Source organism: Undibacterium pigrum, from assembly GCF_003201815.1.
Classification (GTDB): Bacteria; Pseudomonadota; Gammaproteobacteria; order Burkholderiales; family Burkholderiaceae_D; genus Undibacterium; species Undibacterium pigrum.
Genome location: NZ_QJKB01000016.1, coordinates 45,976 through 67,353 on the forward strand (window position 1 = coordinate 45,976; position 21,378 = coordinate 67,353).

Genomic DNA, 21,378 nt, shown 5'->3' on the forward strand with positions numbered 1-21,378 from the left:
TTCTATATCTGTCAGGGCGGACAGGCCTTTTTCTCCGCTACGCGCACGGCCTGCGACTTCAACTGACACTTCTGTTCTCTTGAGGTCGTTGATGGCGTCAATTTCTTTGAGCAACGCTGCTTCTTCTGGACTGACATTTGCCGCTTTTACTGGCTTGGCTCTTGTCGTGGCTGCTGTGTTGGCTGCTACCGTCGCATAGCTGCTGTTCGCTGCGGCGTACTGTTGTGGTACAGCGACTGGCGCAGTGTTGCTAACCCTGGGTGGTATGTAAGGCGTGGCCTGGGTATATTGTGCCAGCATGGTCTGCCCTGCAGGATACGGGCTTTGCATGCTCGCACCATTGTTATAGGTATCTGGCCGCTCGCGATTAGGGTCGGGCGGAGCACCCACTGCCTTGGGCAGGGCTGGCTGCAAAATCCCGGTCGGGCTGGCTGGTGCCTTGACAGGCGGTGTTGAACTTGCGGGAACGCTGGCAGGTGTGGGTGTCAAATTTGCCGGAACGCTGGCAGGAACGTTGGCCGGTGCAGCCTGCGTTTTAGGAGCCACTGGCAAACTTGGCAGGCTGGGGATTGCCCTGGGAGCAACGACTGCTGGCGCAACATTATTGAGCGGTACAGCCGCCGGTGCAGATTGCGGCGACAACGGTTTGCCAACCGGGGCAAAGATGCCACCGGTGTAGTTGCCGCTTGAGTTACCACTAGGGTTACCACCCGGGGTTTCCTTCAATACCGGCCCCTGCGCTGCGTTTGGCGCAACCATTTTTAATTGCGGTTGTCCTGCCTGGGCAGCACCAGCTGGCTTGCGGTCAGCAAAGGGATTGACCTTGAAGTCACTGACTGTACTGGCTGGCGCAGCATCCACCAGGCGCAAACCATTGGGGCCTGAACCGACCACGGTTCTTTGCGCCTGCTCCATCGCCAATGCTTTTTTGAAATAACTGAGGGCGCGGCTATTATTGCCCTGCGCCCTGGCGACATTGCCAGCCAGCGACAAATAACGCGGATTATCAGGCTCCTGGATCAGCAGGACGCCCAGGTATTTTTCAGCATTGGTAAAATCCCTGGCTTCCATCGCTGCATACACCAGACCTTGCAATACCTCTGCATTTTCAGGGTCACTTTGTAATACCTTGACGTACAATTCCCGGGCCGAAGCACTATCACCAGAAGCGGTATAAATGCGTGCCAGTGTCAGCAACAACATATGGTCTTCAGGGTCGGCAATCAGCATGGGCTGGATATAGGCATAGGCATTGGCATAATCCCCTGCTTCACGGGCGCGCTCGGCATAGCGCATGGCCAGCACTCTTTGCAATTGCGTGAAAGCGGTGATCTCGGCTTCCTGTAAATTGGGCATGGCAGCGACCCTGCGCATGACGGCTTCAAGTTCACCTTCCTGGTTAGCCTGCATCAAAGTACCGGCATATTGCAACAGCAAGCCAGCTGCAGGTTTGGGTGTATTTTGTACGGCCTGACGCAGCATGGCGTAGCCACGCTCGGTATTTCCCAACTGTATGTACAGATTGGCCATGGTGCCGGTGAATTCCATGTCATTGCCGGCAACCTGCTCTACATTCGCCAGGATATCTCTGGCCATGGCAGTATTGCCGCGTTTGGCCAGGAGCGTGATCCTGTCTATCTGCACCCTGATCCACAGGCGTTTTTGCAGATCCACCATTTCTTTTTTGCGTGAGGCTGCGGGAATTCTTTCCAGCGTATTCAATGCTTCCCACCAGAATTGCTGCATTTCACTGAGCAAGGCGCTGACATATAAAGCTTCAGGGTCCGGGGCTTCTACATTGGTCATGGCTTCAATAAGCGCCCTGGCCTGGCCTGGCATCTCGCGTTTCAGATAAATTCTGGCGAGCGCCATGCGCAGCCATGCATTATCCGGCTTGATCATGATGGCATCTTCCAGCATTTTTTGTGCTGTGTTGATGTCGCCAGCGGCTTCAGCGGCCTTGGCCTTGTTCCATAAGTCTTCTGATTTCAGATTGGCGATGATGGCCAGATGGCGCGGCAACATGATGCTGCTCAGCGCTTCCAGATCAGTGATGCGCTTTTGCAAAACCAAGACACCAATCACGCCATCCAGTGCGCGGATATTGGTTTTGTCTGCATCGAGAACGCGGCGATAATTTTCTTCCGCACCTTTCAGATCATTTTCAGCCTGCAAGGCATCGGCAAGTTGCAGGATACCGGCAGGTTCCTTGCCATTGAGAGCAATCGCCTTGCGCAAGAAACCTATACCCTTGACGCTGTCGCCGTCTTCAAAGGCATTCCTGGCTTCTGCAACTGTTGCCCAATAACTGGCATCATCATAGGCCTGCTGCCATTGATCCTTGGATTGCGATGGTGAATATTCAACTGCCTTGTGCAGGAAGCCGCGGGACTCGATAAATTCTTCCTGACGCATCTTGACCAAACCCATGCCACCATAACCGATGGGGTTTTTAGGGTGGCTTTTGATCAGGGCCTGGAACTCGGTTTCTGCTGCTTCAATATCATTGTCATCCAATGCTTTGAAACCTGCGACACGGCCTTTTTCTATGGGGTTTTCTGCGACTGGCTTGGGTTTCGGCGCGGCTTTTTCAGTTTTCTCCGCTTTCTCAGTTTTTTCAGTTTTTTCCGGCCGCTCTGCTTTTGTAGCTTTCTCAATTTTCTCAGCTACCTTTGCTACCGGTGCAACCGGGGATGCAACAGCCACCACAGGCGCTGCTGAGGGTGCAGTAGCCTGTGCTGGCCTGGACAAAGCCGCCAGCCTGTCCCTGATGAGCTGGTCATCGGGATGTTTGTCGAGATAGTGACTGAAATACTTGGCGTTTTCCGGCTTCAGGCCCATCCAGCTCAGGGACTGGCGCCAGGATTCTGTCGCCTGCTTGCCTACATCAGCTTTGCTACCCAGGTTTTCCAGCAAAGCCATGCCTTCTACACGGCTGGGTTCACGATAGGTGAGCGCCTGGGCATAGGCCAGGGCATATTTATTGTTTGCCGGATTTTCCTTGCTGAGTTTTTCCAGCCCCTTGCGGGCTTCAGCATAACCATTCTTTGTTCCGGCCAGCACCTGGAAATATTCAAAGGCAGCATCGCCCTTGAGCTTGGACGGGTCACCTATCTGTTTGTAGGCATCGGCGGCGGCTTCTGTATCACCCTGCTTGGCCAGTTTGCGGGCATTCTCCAGTTGGCCTATGCCGCCATCACTGCCTTTACGCAATGCCTGTTCGACACTGCGCACCTGTGCACTGGTCGCCTGCGTGCCACGCAGACGGGAAAAATATGTTTTGGCCTGTTCTGGGTTGCCTGCCTTGGCTTCCAGTATGGATAAGGCCATCAGGGCATCAAGGTTATTCGCATCGACCTTCAGTAACTTGCGCCAGGCATCTGCTGCATTATCATCACGGCCACGTTGCTGCCAGAACTGCGCCTGCTCTTTCAATTGCTGCGTCAATGCTGATTGCGCGAACGCAGTTCCACTCTCAAAAAAAACCGTCAAAAGCGCCAATACCACCGCTTTTTTCTTCAAGACCATTTACATCCCCTGATGATCGCTTTTTTCTGTGAGCCCTGTTCTTGATCGCACCTCAGAAAATCAGCACTGTTATCCTGTTTTTACTTTAACAGAGCAAAACGGGCAGCGCTATCTTCCTGATTTAATCTTCAGATAGAACGCTGCCCTCCTGACCTGCGCTAAATATACTTAAATTACTTAATTATTTCTTTTTATCTTCCAGTGCCAGACGGGATGCCGCTTTTTTACGCAGGAAGCGGAACAACATGGTCGCAGCAATCAGCGAAGCCAGCATCAGGAAAATGATCATGACGAAAGGCTGAGTAGACAAATGCCATTTGATCCAGGTCCACCATGGCAAGCTACCTGAATAATAAGTGTCGCCAATTTGCGCATTGGCTATGCGCTCACCTTTGATCAAGACCAGATCACCCTGGAATTTGCTACGCAAATCAGCCTTGTTCAAACCCGTGGTCAGATCAGACAAACTGGCAGAGTCGCCAGATGTCATGACGATGACGCTATGGCCGCTAGACAAGGGCGATTCAAACTGCATCATGGCACCAAAGGCATTTCCAGTCTTGGCCAGCATCTCACCGGCATGGCGTTCCATGCTATCCAGATCGCGGCCAGCCCAACGCGTTACCAGACGCAGGAAACCGGTTGGCAATTGCAGGCGGTTACCATTTTCATCCATGCTCATGGGCATGTATTTTGACCATTGCTTGAGCAGAGGCAGATTGCCGCTCGTGCCTATCAGCAGGAAATCCTTGTCACTATGTTTTTCCACGTCGGCACTGCGGATCAGGGTGCTGTTCAGTACAGGGTAACCGGTGGATTCACCCATGCGGCCCATGACGTTGAGGAACAATTCCATTTCCTGGGTATTTGGCCTGTCGGGCATGACGATGGCCGTTTGTGCCAGATCAGCCATACGGGTGAACGGGAAACCGGCATTGGCCATGTATGCCAGGTTAGGCATGGCAGCATAGTGCGGCATATTGGAGAAATCGATCGTTGAATCCGGGTCTACTGCAGAACGCACATTGTCCAGATACACGTCTTTACATGCGCCCTGTTTTGGGTAATCGTAAAAGAAGTGGAACTGCAACTGGTTTTCTGCGCCGATACGGAAAGTCGGCACCTGGATTTCATCCTGGGCATAGCGCTGGCCGTCCTTGAAGAACAGCATGACCGATTCCTTGATCTTGCCCTTATCTACCTGGCCGCCAGACAAAGGCAATGAGCGCACGAACTCGTCATTGATACCGATGTTCAGGGTTGACTTGTCGATAGTAGGACGTGGCGTGAAGCGATAACGCAGATCAATGGGCACGCCTTCTTTTTGCCAGGTGAACAAATCCGGTGCAACCCGCAAATTGACCTTGATAATGTCTGGTGTCAGGCCGTTTACTTTCAATGCTGGTGGTGCTGCCAGTTCACCAAATTTAACTGGTCTGTCAGTCGGCAGCCATTTTGGCGCATCATATGGTTTGCGGGCGTCTATCTCTTTCAGATTCTTGATCAGGGCAGACTCGCCAGACATGGCCAGTTGACCCATGGTCAATGCCTGCACTGCTATCTTCAGCTCAGCTACATCACGCCCCAGCACCAGCAATAATTTTGCTTTTGGATTGGCGGGATTGGCCATGATGGCCAGAGTAGGCCCGGCTATTGCTGGCAGTGTCACGCCAGCCGGTGCTTCATTGGCAGTAGCAAACAGAACGGCATTGCCGCGTGGCAGGGTATTGGCTTCGATAGGGAAACGTGCGCCGCGATAGGACGACAAATGACCAAACCAGGAAGCCACGATACCTGCATTACGCAAGACTTCCAGCGATGGTGTGGCTGGCAAGATGAAGGGTAATTCCAGCAGCTTATTGTCACGCCTGTCAAAAAACGGCGCTGGCAACATGCCCAGGTCATTTGCCAGAGCCAACGGGGATACTGTCAGTTCCAGATTGGTGGTATGGCTAACCTTGGCCCACAGGCTGGAGTGATAAGGGTCTTCACAATCCCTGGTGTAATGGCCTATCAGTTTGAAACTGAGCTGATTGAAGTCAGCAAAAAAACGCGGATCGATGACATCTTCACGTACTATGCCCTTGGATGTTTCTTTCGGCAGCGGTACCACGCTGACCAGCTCATTATTGACCAGTACCTGGATATGCGAGAGGTCGGGCAGCAAGGCGGGTGAATAGGCAATGCCATATTTGACCTTGGCTGCCGTAATTACTTCATCACTACGTACAGTGAAGGGGAAAGAACGCTCGCCCTCAGTACCGCGCAATTCAACACTGGCACCTACACCGACCATGTCCTTGAGGCTGATGTTATAAGTCTTTTGCCCACCGACTACCGAAGTCGGCTGTAAATCTTCTACTGCCAGTTTTTCAGTGACTACGGATTCTGCTGTTGCCGTGGCGCTGGCACGCTTGGATTTTGCCAGCACATCATCATGATGAGCAACGGCGGTCAGGCCGCAAAGTATGGCCAGCGCTGTGGTACTACCTTTGCGCGATAATTTAGCCCGTATGGTTTTCACGATGGATGCCTCATTTATTTTATTCATATGTTCCGTTCTTTCCGCTACGTATTGCTTGATACTTGTACCAAACCTGCTGAATCCGCGCATGCTGTGGTAAGCGATTTCTTTCAATCCATTCCAGGGATGGTCGATATCCCTGTCGTTTGACCAGCTCAGCCAGACGTCAGCGCGGCCTATAGTGCAATTAATCAAATCCATTTCTTGCTGCAAATCCAGCGGCAGGAACTGCACACTGAGCAGGCCATCCTTGAAGAACACTGTCTTGGCAGGGAAAACCGATTCTCCATTGGTGCCATACAGCGAAATCATCAGGTCTTCATCTTTCTGCATCTGAAAACCTTCAGGTACGCGGAAAGACATGCCTCCCATGGAAAAGTCTTCAGTGCGGCAAACGATGGAATGACCATTATTCAAGCGCAGGGTGGCATTCAATACTGCCCTTACCCTGTGAGTACGCCTGACCTGTTTGGATTCGGTCGCTACGGCCAGCGTCGCGCCCAGAATAACCAGATTATAAATAGTCCACAGCATATTGAGGATAACGGTATCAAGCTCATAGGTATTCCACCACAAAGCCCGCCCTATCCCGACAAAGAAACCCAGTACATTCATGCCCAGCATGATCAGATAGGGTTTGGAAATGGTCCAGTCAAAATGCTCCTGCTCCACCAGACCACCTTTGGCAGTCACGTTGAACTTACCCAGTTTTGGATTAATCAGGGCCACCAGCGTAGGGCGGAAGATATACCAGGCCAGAGTCGCCTCATACACCTCTGCCCAGAAGGAATGCCGGTGCGCCCCCTGTATGCGTGAATTGGTCAGGTTGGCATGCAGCAGATGGGGCAAGGAATATGCCGCAATCGACAAAGCCGTCGCCTTGATGATATGAACTTCAAAGAATAGATATGACAAGGGGGCCAGCAGGAACACCATGCGTGGCAAGCCATAAAAGAAATGTAGCATGGCATTGCTATAACACAGCCGCTGTCCAAAGGTCAGGCCCTTGCCCAGCAAGGGGTTATCGGTACGAAAAATCTGCGCCATGCCACGCGCCCAGCGGATACGCTGACCAACGTGGGCAGACAAACTCTCCGTTGCCAGACCGGCTGCCTGTGGCAAAGCCAGGTAGGCAGTGTTATAACCACGGCGCTGCATTTTCAGGGCGGTGTGCGCATCTTCAGTTACCGTCTCAACCGCAATGCCGCCAACTTCTTCCAGGTAGGTGCGGCGCAAAATGGCGCAGGAACCGCAAAAGAAAGTCGCATTCCACAGATCGTTGCCATCCTGTATCAGGCCATAGAACAGCTCACCTTCATTGGGCACATTGCGGAAAGTTTGCAAATTGCGTTCAAATGGATCTGGCGACAGGAAGTGATGGGGTGTCTGTACCATGGCCAGTTTGGGGTCGACCAAAAACCAGCCCATGGTGTATTGCAAAAACGAGCGCGTCGGCATGTGATCGCAATCGAAGATGGCAACAAAATCACCCGTGGTGCGTTTCAGGGCAGCATTGATATTGCCTGCTTTCGCATGGTTATTATCAGCGCGTGTAAAACATTGCACACCAACAGATTCTGCAAACTCGGCGAAGGCAGGGCGGCGGCCGTCATCGAGGATAATGATATTAAGTTTATCCTTGGGCCAGTCTATGCCCATGGCCGCCAGCACGGTAGGCTTGACCACGCTCAAGTCTTCGTTATAGCTGGGAATGAATAAATCGATGGTTGGCCAGGTCGAAGTATCGGCTGGCAACATCACAGGTTTGCGCTTCAAGGGCCACGCTGTCTGCAGATAGCCGAGCAATAGCACCAGCCAGGCATACACTTCTGCCATGATCAGGACCAGCGCAAAAAACAGGTCTATCAGGTTGTCTGTGCCTATGGTGTAAGTAATACGCCAATAAATATAACGACTGGTGGCGCTGATGGAAAACATCACCATCACCAGCGATATCAGGGTACCAGTATAGCGGCGGAGATACAGCGCCGCACTGAAAATAATGATGGAAAACAGGGTTTGCAAAGGCAAATCCAGTGGGATGCTGATACTGGTCCAGTACAAAAAGACTGCGACCATCAACGCCAGAAAGCGTGGTGTCTTACGCTCCCAGCCCGGCCAGTTGACCATGGCACGCCCCAGGTCATTCAAGCGACCATAGAGATAGCGGGAGTTAAGTATCGAACGCATTTATTCAACCAATCTGAAATTTGTTTGCAGCCAGGCTGTCAGCTCTTGCATATCATGGGTAGCTGAGCAATGCTGGGAGTAATACGATACCGGAGTCTGACAAGCCAGTGCTTCACTGACTGCTTCATCCTTATGTATAGTCACCGGGATGAAGCGCTTGCCCAGGCTGCTGCGCAACATGCCAAACACATCCCGGCTCAATTGCTTTGCAGCGTCCATCTGATTCAACAAATAACAATAGCCAAGAAACTCTTTGCGGTCAGCACAATAATAATCAATCAGCGACTCTATCGACGGTATGGTCGAATAGGAGGCGGCATCCGGCTTCAACACGACCAGCGCATAATTCGCTGCATGCAATACCTGCTGCAAATAAATGCTGGGGCCAGGTGGCGTGTCTATCAGCACTACGCTATTTTCAGGCAGGCCCAGGCTGGCGAGATGTTGTGACAGCCACTTGGGATTGCTTTTGATTTCCTGCTCAAAGACTGCGCGCTGCTCTTCATCTACACTGCCATAGGGTAAAAAATCGACACCATAGGCACTTTCAAACAAGACGTCTTTCCAGCTACCGTCCATGGTATCTTGCTGTGCAATGCCACTGGCATCTTCATGCGCCATGCCAAAATGCAATCTCAATGCATTTTGAGGATCGAGATCAAGGATGCTGATACGCGGGCCTAAACGAGCCAGTGAAGCCGCCAGGTTGGCAGTCACTGTCGTTTTACCTACCCCACCCTTGGGAGAAATGACGGCAACTACCTTCATGGTTTAAATATTTTTTTGAAAAATGAGTTGCTGCCAGTGTCCACTGGCCGGGCGTCTTCCTGCTTGCCAGCCAGGCGGCCAAAAACTGCACTGACAGGCTGATCTTTTGCCGATACCTTGGCAGCCACTCTTTGAGTAAGGACTTCTTCACTGGCATGCCTCGCAGCTACGTTTGCAGGTGCAACATGCGCTGCTGGTATGCTGTGGATGAAAATCGATGCTGGTGCTGGTGTTGGCACAGGTGCTGGTGCAGAAACAGGATTCACATTCACTGGTTTGCGCGCGCTTGCCAGCGGAGCTGGTGTGTTGACAGAAACAGATACTGGTGCTGAATGCGCAGGCACTTCTGCCTGGCGTGCGGGTGCTGCTTGCGATCTGCCAGAAAACAAGCCACCGACAGTCGCTTCCTTGCGGGTTGCTGTATTTTGCGCGGTGGTTTGCACTGTCGTTTGCTTAGGTGATGCAGGCAAAATTCTCGACAGGAATGGTGCGGTAACTTCGGCTTCTGGCTCTTGTTCTTCTACGGCTGCCTGCTGTAACAACATTTGTTTCAGGGACAATTGCGCTGCTGGTTTACTGTTCGCATGAGCGTCTGTTGCAACTGGTGACGGGGCTGCCTTTGTGGCCGCTGCCCTGCTCGCCGTTGTCGCTGGCGCAGGTGTTTTGACTGCAGTTGCGCGAAATGGCGTTTCAGTATGCCGGGCAGATACTGCTGGCTCCTCTTCACGGTGATGCGCGCGCGCAGGTGCAGGTCCGGAATGCAGGTGGACATCGCGCAATAAAGGCCAGCGCAGTTTGGCCTGTTCGCTATCTGCATCACGGTTGATTTCGCGATAAGCTTCAGTCGACTGTCCAAACTTTTGAAAAAGATTCTTTACATCATCATCCATAATATCCACCAGTTCCGGTTACTTGCCGCGTCAACATCAAATCAACGACGTGTGAAATAAGACGGTTCTTCTGACTGTTTCTTCAAATCAAATACAAACAACTGCCCTTCTTCAAAAACACCAGCACGCTGCACCAGGCGCAAAGACTTGTCCATGCCCAGACCGTCAAACCACTGGGCATATACGCCTTCCAGCAATGCTGGCGACCAGTCCAGTGAATGTTCGCCAAATGCAATTTTCAGCGGTGATGCATGATGAGCAACAACCAGGGCGTCGGCTTCTTCTACCAGCTCAACCCAGCCCCAGTTCATTTCTGACCATACCTGGTTCATGCATGCTTCCAGTGCTTGCAGGCTGCTACCATCAGCAACATGAAAACCCCTGGCCATAGTACGGCCAAGTTGGTGCATGAATGCGCGCAGATCGCTCAGCTCGCCCTTGGATGCGAATTCTGCAGAAAATGCTCCCAGGAAAGATCTCCACTGGTTGGAGCACTGCTGCTCTTCGTAATAACGAATTGTATTTGTCGACATGCTGATTTGGCCCTTGCGTTGACTTTTTCTCTATGGCTACTATCGTGACACGCAAATCATAGAGAGTGTTGATTCGTTGCGACTTTACCACTCACGATTATTGCTAGTCCAGCCAATGTGCATGGTGAAATGTCAACAATTAATAATAAGATCAAGGATTTATAGATATTTAATTATGTTGAATACCATTTTTACAATTAGGCTGCTAAAACCGCCCAGTTTGCTGCTTATTTCATCGATATGTCATCGAAAAATCCGGACGTGCAAATGCGTTTGCTTGCATGCCCGCACTGTCACTTTTTCAGGTCAGGCATGCGCATTTTTTGCTCATGCCTGCAGGTCAAACCTGACAGGCTCAGCGCCCGCCCTTCAAGCCAGTCAGCAACCAGTCTATGATTTTTTGTATGCTTAAAGATGCGGGATTGTCAGGCTTGTACTCAAGTACCGGACGCTCATAGGCCAGTGCTTCCTCGACCTGCGGGCTTTCCTGGACGATGAAGGGGACCATGCGCTCTCCCAGCCTGTCGGCAATCAGAGTGAGTACATCTTTCGCCAGTTGCCGTTGTGAGCCTTGATTGACGATATAGGCCGAACCGATACTGGCCTGGTTTCTATGGCCGTAAGTGGAAATCAACTCTTCCATTTCTGGCAAGGTTGAATAAGAGGCCGCATCTGCCAGCACCACGACCAGCAAAAAATCTGCCGCATGGATGGCCTGCTTCAGATATACAGAGGGACCGGGAGGAGTATCCAGCAAAACGATGGCATTGGCAGGCAATTTGGCAGCCTGCAATTTTTTACGTAACCATGGCTCTTGCTGCTCCAGAAGGTTTTCAAAACGCATGCGCTGCTTTTCGCCTCCATTACCAAAGGGGACGAAATTGACACCAAAGGGGCTTGTATAGCAGGCATCCATCAGTTTTGCGCGTGCAGCGGTCAAGAGACTGATGCCATTGCTTTCATCCTGTTCCAAACCACCGAGATGCCATTGCATGGCGTTTTGCGGATCAAGATCAAGAATGGTGACAGGAAAACCGCGCTGTGCCATACCCACACCCAGATTGGCGGTAATCGTGGTCTTGCCGACCCCGCCTTTCGCAGAGACGATGGCGATGACTATCATGCGTGCAACTCCTGGTTGTCAATACTTGGTTTGACACCTGGCATCAGGCAGTTCCACCCACTGTCAAACCTTCTATACGTAAACTGGGCTGACCTACGCCTACTGGCAGGCTCTGCCCCTCCTTGCCACAAACACCAATGCCTGAATCAAGACGCAAGTCATTGCCTATCATGCTGACATGATTCAAGACTTCAGGACCATTGCCAATCAGGGTCGCGCCTTTGACTGGATAGGTGATCTTGCCGTTCTCTATCATATAAGCTTCACTGGCTGAAAAAACGAACTTGCCATTTGTTATATCGACCTGACCACCGCCAAAGTTGACAGCGTAGAGACCATTTTTAACAGATGCCAGAATTTCTTCCGGATCTTTGTCGCCAGCCAGCATATAGGTATTGGTCATACGCGGCATAGGCAGGTGAGCGAAGGACTCACGTCTGGCGTTGCCAGTCACCGGCATTTTCATCAAGCGGGCATTCATGGTGTCCTGCATATAGCCTTTCAGGATGCCATCTTCTATCAGTGTGGTGCACTGTGTAGGATTGCCTTCATCGTCCATGTTCAGTGAGCCGCGGCGGTTCTGCATGGTGCCATCATCGACCACGGTCACGCCTTTGGCAGCCACACGCTCACCTATGCGACCAGAGAAAGTGCTTGATCCCTTGCGGTTGAAATCACCTTCCAGACCATGGCCAATTGCTTCATGCAGCAAAACGCCTGGCCAGCCTGGGCCTAGCACCACTGTCATGGGGCCAGCCGGGGCCGGGCGTGCTTCCAGATTGACCAGGGCAGATTTCACTGCTTCATCTGCATATTGCTCCAGCAGGGCATCAGTGAAATAAGAGTAATCATAACGACCGCCGCCACCGCTGGAACCCATTTCGCGACGGCCATTTTGTTCGGCAATGATAGTCAGTGAGACGCGTACCAGAGGACGGATATCGGCAGCCATGACACCGTCGCTGCGCGCCACCAGCACCACATCATATTCACCAGCGACACTGGCCATGACCTGGACAATGCGCGGATCTTTAGCCCTGGCGATTTTTTCCAGCTTTTCCAGTAACTGAACTTTTTGATTAGCATCCATGGAATGCAGAGGGTCATCACGCAAATACAAAGAGCGGTTATCCACCCCGCGCAAGCTGGATGCGACCTGTATTTTGCCTGCACCCTGACGGCCTATGGTACGAGTCGCCTTGGCTGCATCAAACAGGGCTTGCTCTGAAATTTCGTCGGAATAGGAAAATGCCGTCTTGTCGCCAGATATGGCACGTACGCCCACACCCTGGTCGATGGAGAAACTACCTGTCTTGACTATACCTTCTTCCAGGCTCCAGCCCTCATTACGGGTGAACTGGAAATACAGGTCGGCATAGTCCACTTTGTGGGTGAACATGGTAGCCAGCACCTTGCTGAGCTTGGCTTCGTCCAGACCAAAAGGGGTCAGCAAAATATCGCGGGCAATGGCGAGATGGCTAATAGCGGGATCAAATGGAGTCATATAATTTATTTATACTGCAAATCAACAGCGCACTTTTGATCACTCAGAGCAAAAAGAGTAAGCAAACACTGGCGCACACACTTACATTGTAGAGCATCTGCGGGTTTCACTGGGTTAGCCCGCACACGATGCAGCCTGCTTTATATCTGGATCAGCCTTATAACTTGCGATGGCGCAAAGCTGGCAGGCTTTCACGTATGCTGACGATGAGGCTTTCATCGACCTCACCACTGACGATACCTTCGCCTTCTTCCAGTACGTCCACGACCTTACCCCACGGGTCAATTAACATACTGTGCCCCCAGGTACGGCGGCCATTGACATGCTTGCCGCCCTGGCCACAGGCCAGCACATAACACTGGTTTTCTATGGCGCGTGCACGCAAAAGTATTTCCCAGTGCGCCTGGCCTGTCGTATAAGTAAATGCCGCTGGTACGACGATCAGGGAACAAGTGCCGAGTGCGCGGAACAGTTCAGGAAAGCGCAAATCGTAGCAAATCGAAAGCGCAACCTCGCCAAAACCTGCATCAAAGCTGCTGACCTGCTCACCGGCCACGATGGTGCGGGCTTCTTCATACGACTCTTCGCCTTTGCTGAAGCCAAACAGATGGATCTTGTCATAGCGTGCAACCTGCTGGCCCTGCGGGTCGTAGACCAGCGTCGTATTCAAGACCTTGGCGGCATCCGGTGACTGCAAAGGAATGGTGCCGCCTATCAGCCAGACACCCAGGGTATGGGCCATATCGGCCATAAAAGCTTGCAAAGGTCCCTGCCCTGCTTCTTCTGCGATATCGACCTTGTCGGTTTCATGCAAACCCATCAAGGGCCAATACTCAGGCAACAGCAAAAGTTTCGCACCAGCGGCAGCTGCTTCCTGCATCAAACGCCTGGCCGTTGCAATGTTTTCCGTCGGCACGGGTGTGGAGATCATTTGTATTGCTGCAATCTTCATATCTACCTCATTGTTTGGTGATGGTTCGATCCGGGCTTACTCCATACTCAGGGCTTGCTGGCTGCCTTGATATTTGCCGAAGAACTGTCACGGTTATCAATTTTTGTCACTGTGGGCTCTTTCCATGAACCACTGACCTTGTATTCAAAAGTAAACGCCTTGCTCAAAGGTTCACGCAAGAACAGCTGCGCAAGAAAGGTGCCAAGCCCGATAACAGGGTTCACCGCCAGGCCATATACTACCGACGCTGTTCCTACATTCACGACCGGAATCACAGTGACATTCAAGTCCTGAGACTCATGGACAATATCAGCATTACCCTGCAGCAACACAGTCGCATTGACGCCCAACATCTTAAGATTATCTGTTTTTGCCACACCTTGCTGTATCTGCGCAATTCCGGCTATGGAATCAAAGGCAAAGCCATCAGAAAACACATCGCGGAAATCCAGGGTCAGACGACGCGGCAGTGACTGCAAACTCAATACCCCCAGCAGTTTCGCAGCACCGGGATCCACCTTCAAAAATTGCCCACTGGAAAGCACCATCTTGATTTGCCCGTTCATGCTGGGGATGTCCATCGCAAATGGCAAACCATTCCAGTGCACTTCTCCCTCAAGTTTGCCCTTGCCACCACGCAAAACGTCAGCAAAACCCAGTCGCTCCAGCAATTTGCCAGAATTCGCTATGTCCAGGACATAAGTGAGTTGGGTACGTCCATCCCCGCCCTGGCTGGCCCATTTTCCGCTGGCATTGAAATCTGCATCGGCATTTTTTAACAGTAACTTATTAATCAGCCATTCACGTCCGCCCCCCTGGCTATTGACTTGATTGACGGCCTGCAGTTCCAGATGCCCCAGCTTCTTGTTCAGCAATTCAAAATTTTCGGCAATAATATCCAGGCCCGGTATATGGGCGGTGGTATTTTTCCCTTCCAGCAATTCACTGACATCGGTAGCAGCGGACGGCGGGATGATGAGATTGCTTAATCGCGCCGTCACATTTCCCACGCCCTGACCATTGACACCCTCGCTCCAGGTCAGGTAACCGGCCGCCTGGTTAGAATGGATGTTCGCCTGCCAGATTTTATTTTGCCTGGAAACACCAACCACGACGTTTTCCAGCTGTTTCCCCATGATATGCAGTTCTGCGGTTCTGGCTGCCATGGTCGTTGGTTCGATATATGGCGACAGGTCAACTTCTGCACTATCCCGCTCTGCGGCAACTCTAGCCTGCCCTGTTGCGGCGACCGGCGACATCAGACGCCGCCATTCATCGATATTGAGCAATTTCAGGTCTATATTTGCATTCAGACCACTGTCAGGCTCTGGTGCAGGGGCATTCACACCTATGCCGCCGCGCAACACTTGCCAGGGTGCCGCGCCCTGCTTTTGCCGGAAGTACTTAGCATTGATGGAAGTGCCCAGATTGACGCGAATTTCATCACGCAAGGTTTGTGCATCCGGACCGGCATGAGGCAGCAATTCAAAATGCAGGGGCATGGCTTCAGCGACACCCTTTTTCAAGGGGGCTGGAAAGTTCAAGGCCATGCCTGCCAGGGTGGAATCAATCATGATCTCTGGCTGACGTTTTTTCACATGTATGCTGGCAGTGTATTTACTGCTGCCACTGATACGGTCGGACAGACTGTCTGCCATGGAAGCAGGCATGATTTTACGCAAGCCTTCCGCCGTGACCATACCATCCAGCTTGACCTTGACGCTGTTATCCCTTTGCGAGCCACCTGTAATTTGTACCGGACCACCTAGTGTCATACCCTTCAATGTTCCCAGATTGACACCAGTTTCATTGAATTCAAGCTTGCCGTTCAAGCCTGTCACCTGGGGAATGCCAGGCTGCAAGAGCACATCATTGTTCGCAAACTGCAAAATACCCAGGACTTTGGATTCAATCAGATGCTGCAAAGGTAACTGGAGTTTCAGTTGCAAGGCAGCCGGGGCCGAGGTTTTTGCTTCTTTCAGAAAATGCCCCAACCAGCCACTGACCGGACTGGCGGTAACGTAAGCCAACATGTTTTGCAGACTGCCACTGACAGCACCGTCGATATTCAGGGTTGCGCCGTGCACGGACAAGTCTGGGATAATGGCTTTGACCTTCTTCAGGTCTACGCCCAGGGTTTTAGCCGTGTCGCCAGTAATTTCCATTCTGGCTTTATCAAAGACAAAACCACCTTTGATATCTTCAATGACCGGCCATAAAGCTTTGCCTTCTTCATTCAATGCTCCGGCAGAAAAGTCGAGTTTGGCACCTGCCAGGCTGCCCTTAATCAGAAATTCACCCTTATGGGCTTTTTTACCATCCGTGTTATGAAACGGAAAGTGAGCGAGGTCACCACGGACACGCACACTGACATCATTGGCCTTGCCATCCAGTATGGAATTGAGCAACCAATGTCTTAAATGTTCTTCTGCAGCAGCGGGAATATAGCGATCAAGCTGTTTCAGATCAAAACCAGAAATACTGCCTGTCAAATCAACTTCCCCCGGCTGTGCATCTGCACCATGGCGCATGGACATGACGTGCTTACCAGATAAAACAGCACGCATGCCTTCCTGCTGGACATCCATTCTATGAATCTGAAAAACCAGCTTATCCTGCTCGACAAACTGCCATTGCGCATGCATATTCAGGCGCGAAAACGGCATCAGAGGATCGACAAAATAACTGGGCAGGCGCAGGGACAAGTCTTTTGAATCCAGTATAAAACTGCCCCCCTTGTCGTTGGCCTCCAGAGTGCCGGACAGATTCTCAAACCCGGGAATGGCAGGCACGGCAGCTTTTGCAGATGAAGTCGCAGTTTTGGCCCTGGCAAGTTGCGCAGCTTGTGCCGTCATGGATAAATCGATGAACTGGCCTTTGACACTATATGAAGACACATCAGGATAAGTGCCCTGCCATTTGGCAGTGAAGTCCCTGAGTTGTCCACTGGGAGCGAAGTCCACCATCATCTGGCGCTGATCGGCAGGCAAAGGCAGATGCTCTGCAAAATTTGCCAGGGTCTGCAAATCCAGGGTCTTGGCGTACAGTTCTACCTTTTCAGCCTGGCCTTTGTCACCCGGGGTAAATGTTTCCTTGATGGTAGTGGCGGGCAATTGTTGGCCATCACGGGTACGCATGGAAAAATTGATAAGTGAAACACTATGGCCAGCCTTTCCAGTGAGGGCTGCGAAAAACTTTTGCTTTGCTGTGTGTGTTTCACTAGCGACCAGACGACCACTGACCAGTGCCACATCAAGCTCAGGTAAATCAGCACGAAACTTACCTTTAACATCAGCCAGGCTCAAGTCAGCCGTCAGGTCTGCCAGACGGCCCTTGTCGAGATACAACCAGGCACGAATGGAACCATAGGCTTTTTTAACATCGGCCGGGTAATCTATATATGTCTTCAGTGCAGCCAGGTCAGTACGGTGCAGGTCGGCATATAAGTCTCCAGTCCACAAAGAAAAGTCTGAAATTTTCTTGGCAAAGACAGGGTGCTGAAAATCACCACGAATATCGAGTGGTGCAGACAAACTGGCATCCGGCGTCGCCTTCAATGCAAAGCGATGGTGACGCCACTGGTTTTGCAGCAGGAAATTCACATCCGGCAAGTTCAGTTCAGCAGCATTACGCATTTTATCTGTCCACCGTACGCTGGCCTTGCGTATCAGGACTTCATGCTGGGCCAACACCCAGTCCAGCCCCTGCCCCTTGCCTTCTGCTGCCGGGTCAATATGAAAACCACCTACAAAGAATTTGCCATCGGCTTCCCGCTGGATATCCAGTGCGGCCTGATTGATGACGATACGCTCGAAGCGCAAATCAGCAACGGCCAGCGTCCACCATGACATGGTGGCAGAGACTTCAGGCAAAACCAGTGCCTGTTTGCCCTGTTTGTCATACAGGACAACATTTTCGAGCAGCAATTGCGGGTTCAGTCCCTGCCAGGAGGCATGCAAATTAGCAATCTGCAATTGTCGTCCCAGAGAGGCAGAAATTGCCTGCTCGATATCGGGCTTATACCTGTCAACATTGGGCAATACTACATAGCGCAACACCAGCACCAGGATGCAAAACAGGAAATACAATGCCAATACCAGCTTGAGCGTAAAGCGCAGGCTCTTGTCGCAGGTACGCCAGGTGAAATGACACAGCCGCCAGAAGTGGCCAGGCTTGTTGTCCTCGACTGAGGTATTAGCAATGTTTTCTTGATCTGCTTGTGTCATTGCCAAGATGTAATTTGTTTGTAAGTAAGACTTGCGCAAGAACCATGGGCTTTCGTTTCAGAAACCCTCATGACTCTTGCGCAAATCCTCACAATATGAACTGCAAAACAACAAGACCACGAATTTGTAAACATACGGCTGCTCAATAAACTGTCTTTATTCTATTTCTATGATTGACTTTACTATGCTCTGCCAGCCATACCACTTGCATGTCGCATCTTCATACTCCCGCGGAGTATAAATTTATTTCTGCTTGCCTGCACTAGTCAGGCAAGCCACCGGTCTCCTTATGGCTTAAAATCCATACAACACTGACCACTCTGCACCCAGACTGTATCTATTATGACTGCAAGCACTGCTATACAGACCGAAATTCTTCAGGCTTCCCGTTTTTTTACTCATTGTATAGAAGCAGATGCCAGCCGAAATGAGCAATTGCAGCAAGTTTCTGAATTATCCTTGAGCACGGAGCATTTTGCGCAGTTTTTACAAAAAGAAATATGCCAGGGTGCAAGTCTTAACAAAGCCATGCGCCGCTTGCGCAAACTGGTGGTATGTAACCTGATCAAACGCGACCTGTGCGGGCAAGCTGATCTCAATGAAGTTGTGACAACTATCAGCCTGTTTGCTGACTTTGTAGTGCAACAGCACCTGCAAGCCTTGAATGCCGAAATGCAGGCCATGCATGGCATACCCATAGGAGAGGAAAGCGCCAGGGAGCAAGCCATGATCGTGCTCGGCATGGGCAAGCTGGGCGGTTATGAATTAAATGTCTCTTCTGACATAGATTTGATTTTTTGCTACGCAGAAGATGGTGAGACCAGGACCACAGACCCGGCACAGCGCAGTTTGTCCAATCACGAATACTTCAGCCGTCTGGGTAAAAAGCTCATCGCCGCTATCTCTGAAGTGACTGAAGATGGCTATAGCTTTCGGGTCGATATGGCCTTGCGCCCGAACGGAGCCTCTGGCCCGCTGGTCGCCAGCTTCAATATGATAGAAGAGTACTTCCTGATACAGGGGCGCGAATGGGAACGTTATGCCTGGGTCAAGGCCAGAGCCATGACGGGTAATGACGACGATATCGCTACCCTGGAAAAAATCATCCGTCCATTTGTATACCGCCGTTATCTTGACTATGGCGCGATTGACTCTCTACGCTCCATGCATGGCCAGATACGGGCAGAAGTGGTACGCCAGGAAACCAAGCATCCTGAGCGCAGCAATAATGTCAAACTCGGGCGGGGCGGCATACGTGAAGTGGAATTTCTGGCCCAGGTCTTCCAGCTGATACGTGGTGGCCGCGATGCCAGCCTGCGTGAGCGCTCTACCCGGCTGACTTTACAGACCCTGGCTGACAAGGGGATCATGGATGCCCCTGTCATCGACAAGCTGCTGACTTCCTATCGCTTTTTACGCAATCTGGAACATCGCCTGCAATATCTCGATGATGCCCAAACCCATACTTTCCCGGCAAAGGACGAAGACCAGCAAAGAATTGCGCAAATGATGGGCTGCGCCAGTGTCGCAGAATTGCTGGAGCAATTACGCCCCCACCGCGAATTCATCGCCGAGCAATTTGATGCGATTTTCCGCGATAAGGCAGAAAACAATAGTGAGAATGAGCAAGGTATGCTGGCAGTCAGCCTGTCCAGCCCTGACAGTGATGAGCTGATTGCCGCCCATCTTGCTGGCCTGGAATTTTCAGCGCAGGATGCCAGCGCATTCAGCCAGCGCCTGGTGGCGACCTGGCAATCACCCAGGGTGCAATCCCTGTCCGAAGCCAGCCGCATGAAACTGGTGGCCCTCGTCAACAATGCCCTGAACATTATCGCCAGGCAAGGCAGCAATCAATTACTGGCATGGAACCGCCTGCTGGATTTCATGGAAGCCATTGCCCGCCGGGCTGCTTATCTGGCCCTGCTGACCGAGTATCCACATGCGCTGGCACGGGTGATACGCATGATGGCAGCATCAGACTGGGCAGCCAAGTTCCTGACCCGTCACCCACTATTACTGGATGAATTGCTGGATGAGTCCGCACTCCATCAGCGCCCTGACTGGCCCGCTTTCCGGCTGGATTTGCAAGAGCATCTGGCACAGCATGCAGGTGACACTGAAAGACAGATGGAAACCCTGCGTGAAATGCACCATGCCATGCAGTTCCGCTTGCTGGCACAGGATCTGGAAGGCCAGCTCAGTGTAGAACACCTGGCCGATGAACTCTCGCAACTGGCCGACATCATTGTTGAAGCTGTACTGCAATCAGCCTGGCAAACTGTCGCTACGCGGCATAAACCGGAACCTAGCTTCGCAGTAATCGCCTATGGCAAGCAAGGTGGCAAGGAGCTGGGCTATGCCTCTGATCTTGATGTGATTTTCCTGTATGAAGATGAAGACCAGGAAGCGCCAGCCAATTATGCCAAGCTGGCGCAACGTTTTATTACCTGGATGACAAGTCATACGCCAGCAGGCATATTGTTTGACATTGATATCGCCTTGCGCCCTGACGGTGCCAGTGGCTTGCTGGTTTCTTCAGTCTCATCCTTTGCCCGCTACCAGGAAAAATCTGCCTGGTTGTGGGAACATCAGGCGTTGACGCGGGCACGCTTTTGCGCCGGTGACGCCATCATTGGTGAGCACTTTGAACAGATACGCGAACAAGTCTTGCGCCAGACCAGGGATACTGAAAAATTGCGCAGTGAAGTCATCAGCATGCGCAAAAAAATGCGTGATGCCAATATCAACCGCACTGAGCTGTTTGATCTCAAACATGATGCCGGTGGCATGATAGACATCGAGTTCATCGTGCAATACCTGGTCTTGAAATATGCCAGCCAGTATCCAGAACTGACTGCCAACAAGGGCAATATTGCCCTGCTGAAACGCTGCGGCGAACTTGGTTTGATAGACTTGTCGCTGGCGGCAAAAACTGCTGATGCCTACCGTCTGTTCCGCAAACTGCAGCATGGCATACGTCTGCAAGGAGAAGATCGCGCCAGGGTCTTGCCGGAAGTAGTGGAGAAAGAAGCCAGCGCCATCAGGGAATTGTGGCAAAGCCTGTTTGCCGGTGTTGCGACTCAGGAAACAAAGTCCAGTATATAGCGGCCGAAAGCTGTTCGACAAAGTAGTGATGCATG

General features: G+C 51.7%; 10 protein-coding genes. 1 reads left to right on the forward strand and 9 read right to left on the reverse strand.

What is annotated here, in order from left to right; genetic code table 11:
* From DFR42_RS26065 to DFR42_RS26105, 9 genes are all read right to left on the reverse strand, one after another.
* Positions 1-3,528 (reverse strand): tetratricopeptide repeat protein (locus DFR42_RS26065; protein WP_110257996.1); only part of this gene is annotated, 3,528 nt, incomplete at its 3' end.
* A 181-nt stretch (positions 3,529-3,709) separates the two neighbouring features.
* A complete protein-coding gene (gene bcsA / locus DFR42_RS30035) occupies positions 3,710-8,242 on the reverse strand; it encodes a UDP-forming cellulose synthase catalytic subunit (RefSeq protein ID WP_110257997.1) in 4,533 nt (1,510 codons plus the stop codon).
* On the reverse strand, positions 8,243-9,010 hold the full coding sequence (gene bcsQ, locus DFR42_RS26075; protein ID WP_110257998.1) for a cellulose biosynthesis protein BcsQ: 768 nt from the start codon (positions 9,008-9,010) through the stop codon (positions 8,243-8,245).
* On the reverse strand, positions 9,007-9,900 hold the full coding sequence (gene bcsP, locus DFR42_RS26080) for a cellulose biosynthesis protein BcsP (protein ID WP_110257999.1): 894 nt from the start codon (positions 9,898-9,900) through the stop codon (positions 9,007-9,009). The genes bcsQ (DFR42_RS26075) and bcsP overlap by 4 nt, the downstream gene beginning before the upstream one ends.
* 41 nt (positions 9,901-9,941) lie before the next feature.
* Positions 9,942-10,433 carry a cellulose biosynthesis protein BcsD gene (gene bcsD, locus DFR42_RS26085; protein ID WP_110258000.1) on the reverse strand — a complete coding sequence of 164 codons (492 nt, stop codon included), beginning with the start codon at positions 10,431-10,433 and terminating at the stop codon, positions 9,942-9,944.
* Positions 10,434-10,788: 355 nt separating this feature from the next.
* Complete coding sequence (gene bcsQ / locus DFR42_RS26090; RefSeq protein ID WP_110258001.1) at positions 10,789-11,556, reverse strand: cellulose biosynthesis protein BcsQ; 768 nt, start codon at positions 11,554-11,556, stop codon at positions 10,789-10,791.
* 43 nt (positions 11,557-11,599) lie between these two features.
* Positions 11,600-13,060 (reverse strand): metalloprotease TldD, encoded by a 1,461-nt coding sequence (gene tldD / locus DFR42_RS26095; RefSeq protein ID WP_110258002.1) that lies wholly within the window; start codon positions 13,058-13,060, stop codon positions 11,600-11,602.
* 157 nt (positions 13,061-13,217) lie between these two features.
* Positions 13,218-14,012 (reverse strand): carbon-nitrogen hydrolase family protein, encoded by a 795-nt coding sequence (locus DFR42_RS26100; protein WP_110258003.1) that lies wholly within the window; start codon positions 14,010-14,012, stop codon positions 13,218-13,220.
* A gap of 47 nt (positions 14,013-14,059) precedes the next feature.
* Positions 14,060-18,238, reverse strand: coding sequence for a YhdP family protein (locus tag DFR42_RS26105; RefSeq protein WP_110258004.1), 4,179 nt, complete (start codon positions 18,236-18,238; stop codon positions 14,060-14,062).
* A 339-nt stretch (positions 18,239-18,577) separates the two neighbouring features.
* Here DFR42_RS26105 and glnE point away from each other — a divergent pair, with 339 nt between their 5' ends.
* Positions 18,578-21,343, forward strand: coding sequence for a bifunctional [glutamate--ammonia ligase]-adenylyl-L-tyrosine phosphorylase/[glutamate--ammonia-ligase] adenylyltransferase (gene glnE, locus DFR42_RS26110; protein ID WP_281275199.1), 2,766 nt, complete (start codon positions 18,578-18,580; stop codon positions 21,341-21,343).
* The last annotated feature ends 35 nt before the right edge of the window (positions 21,344-21,378 follow it).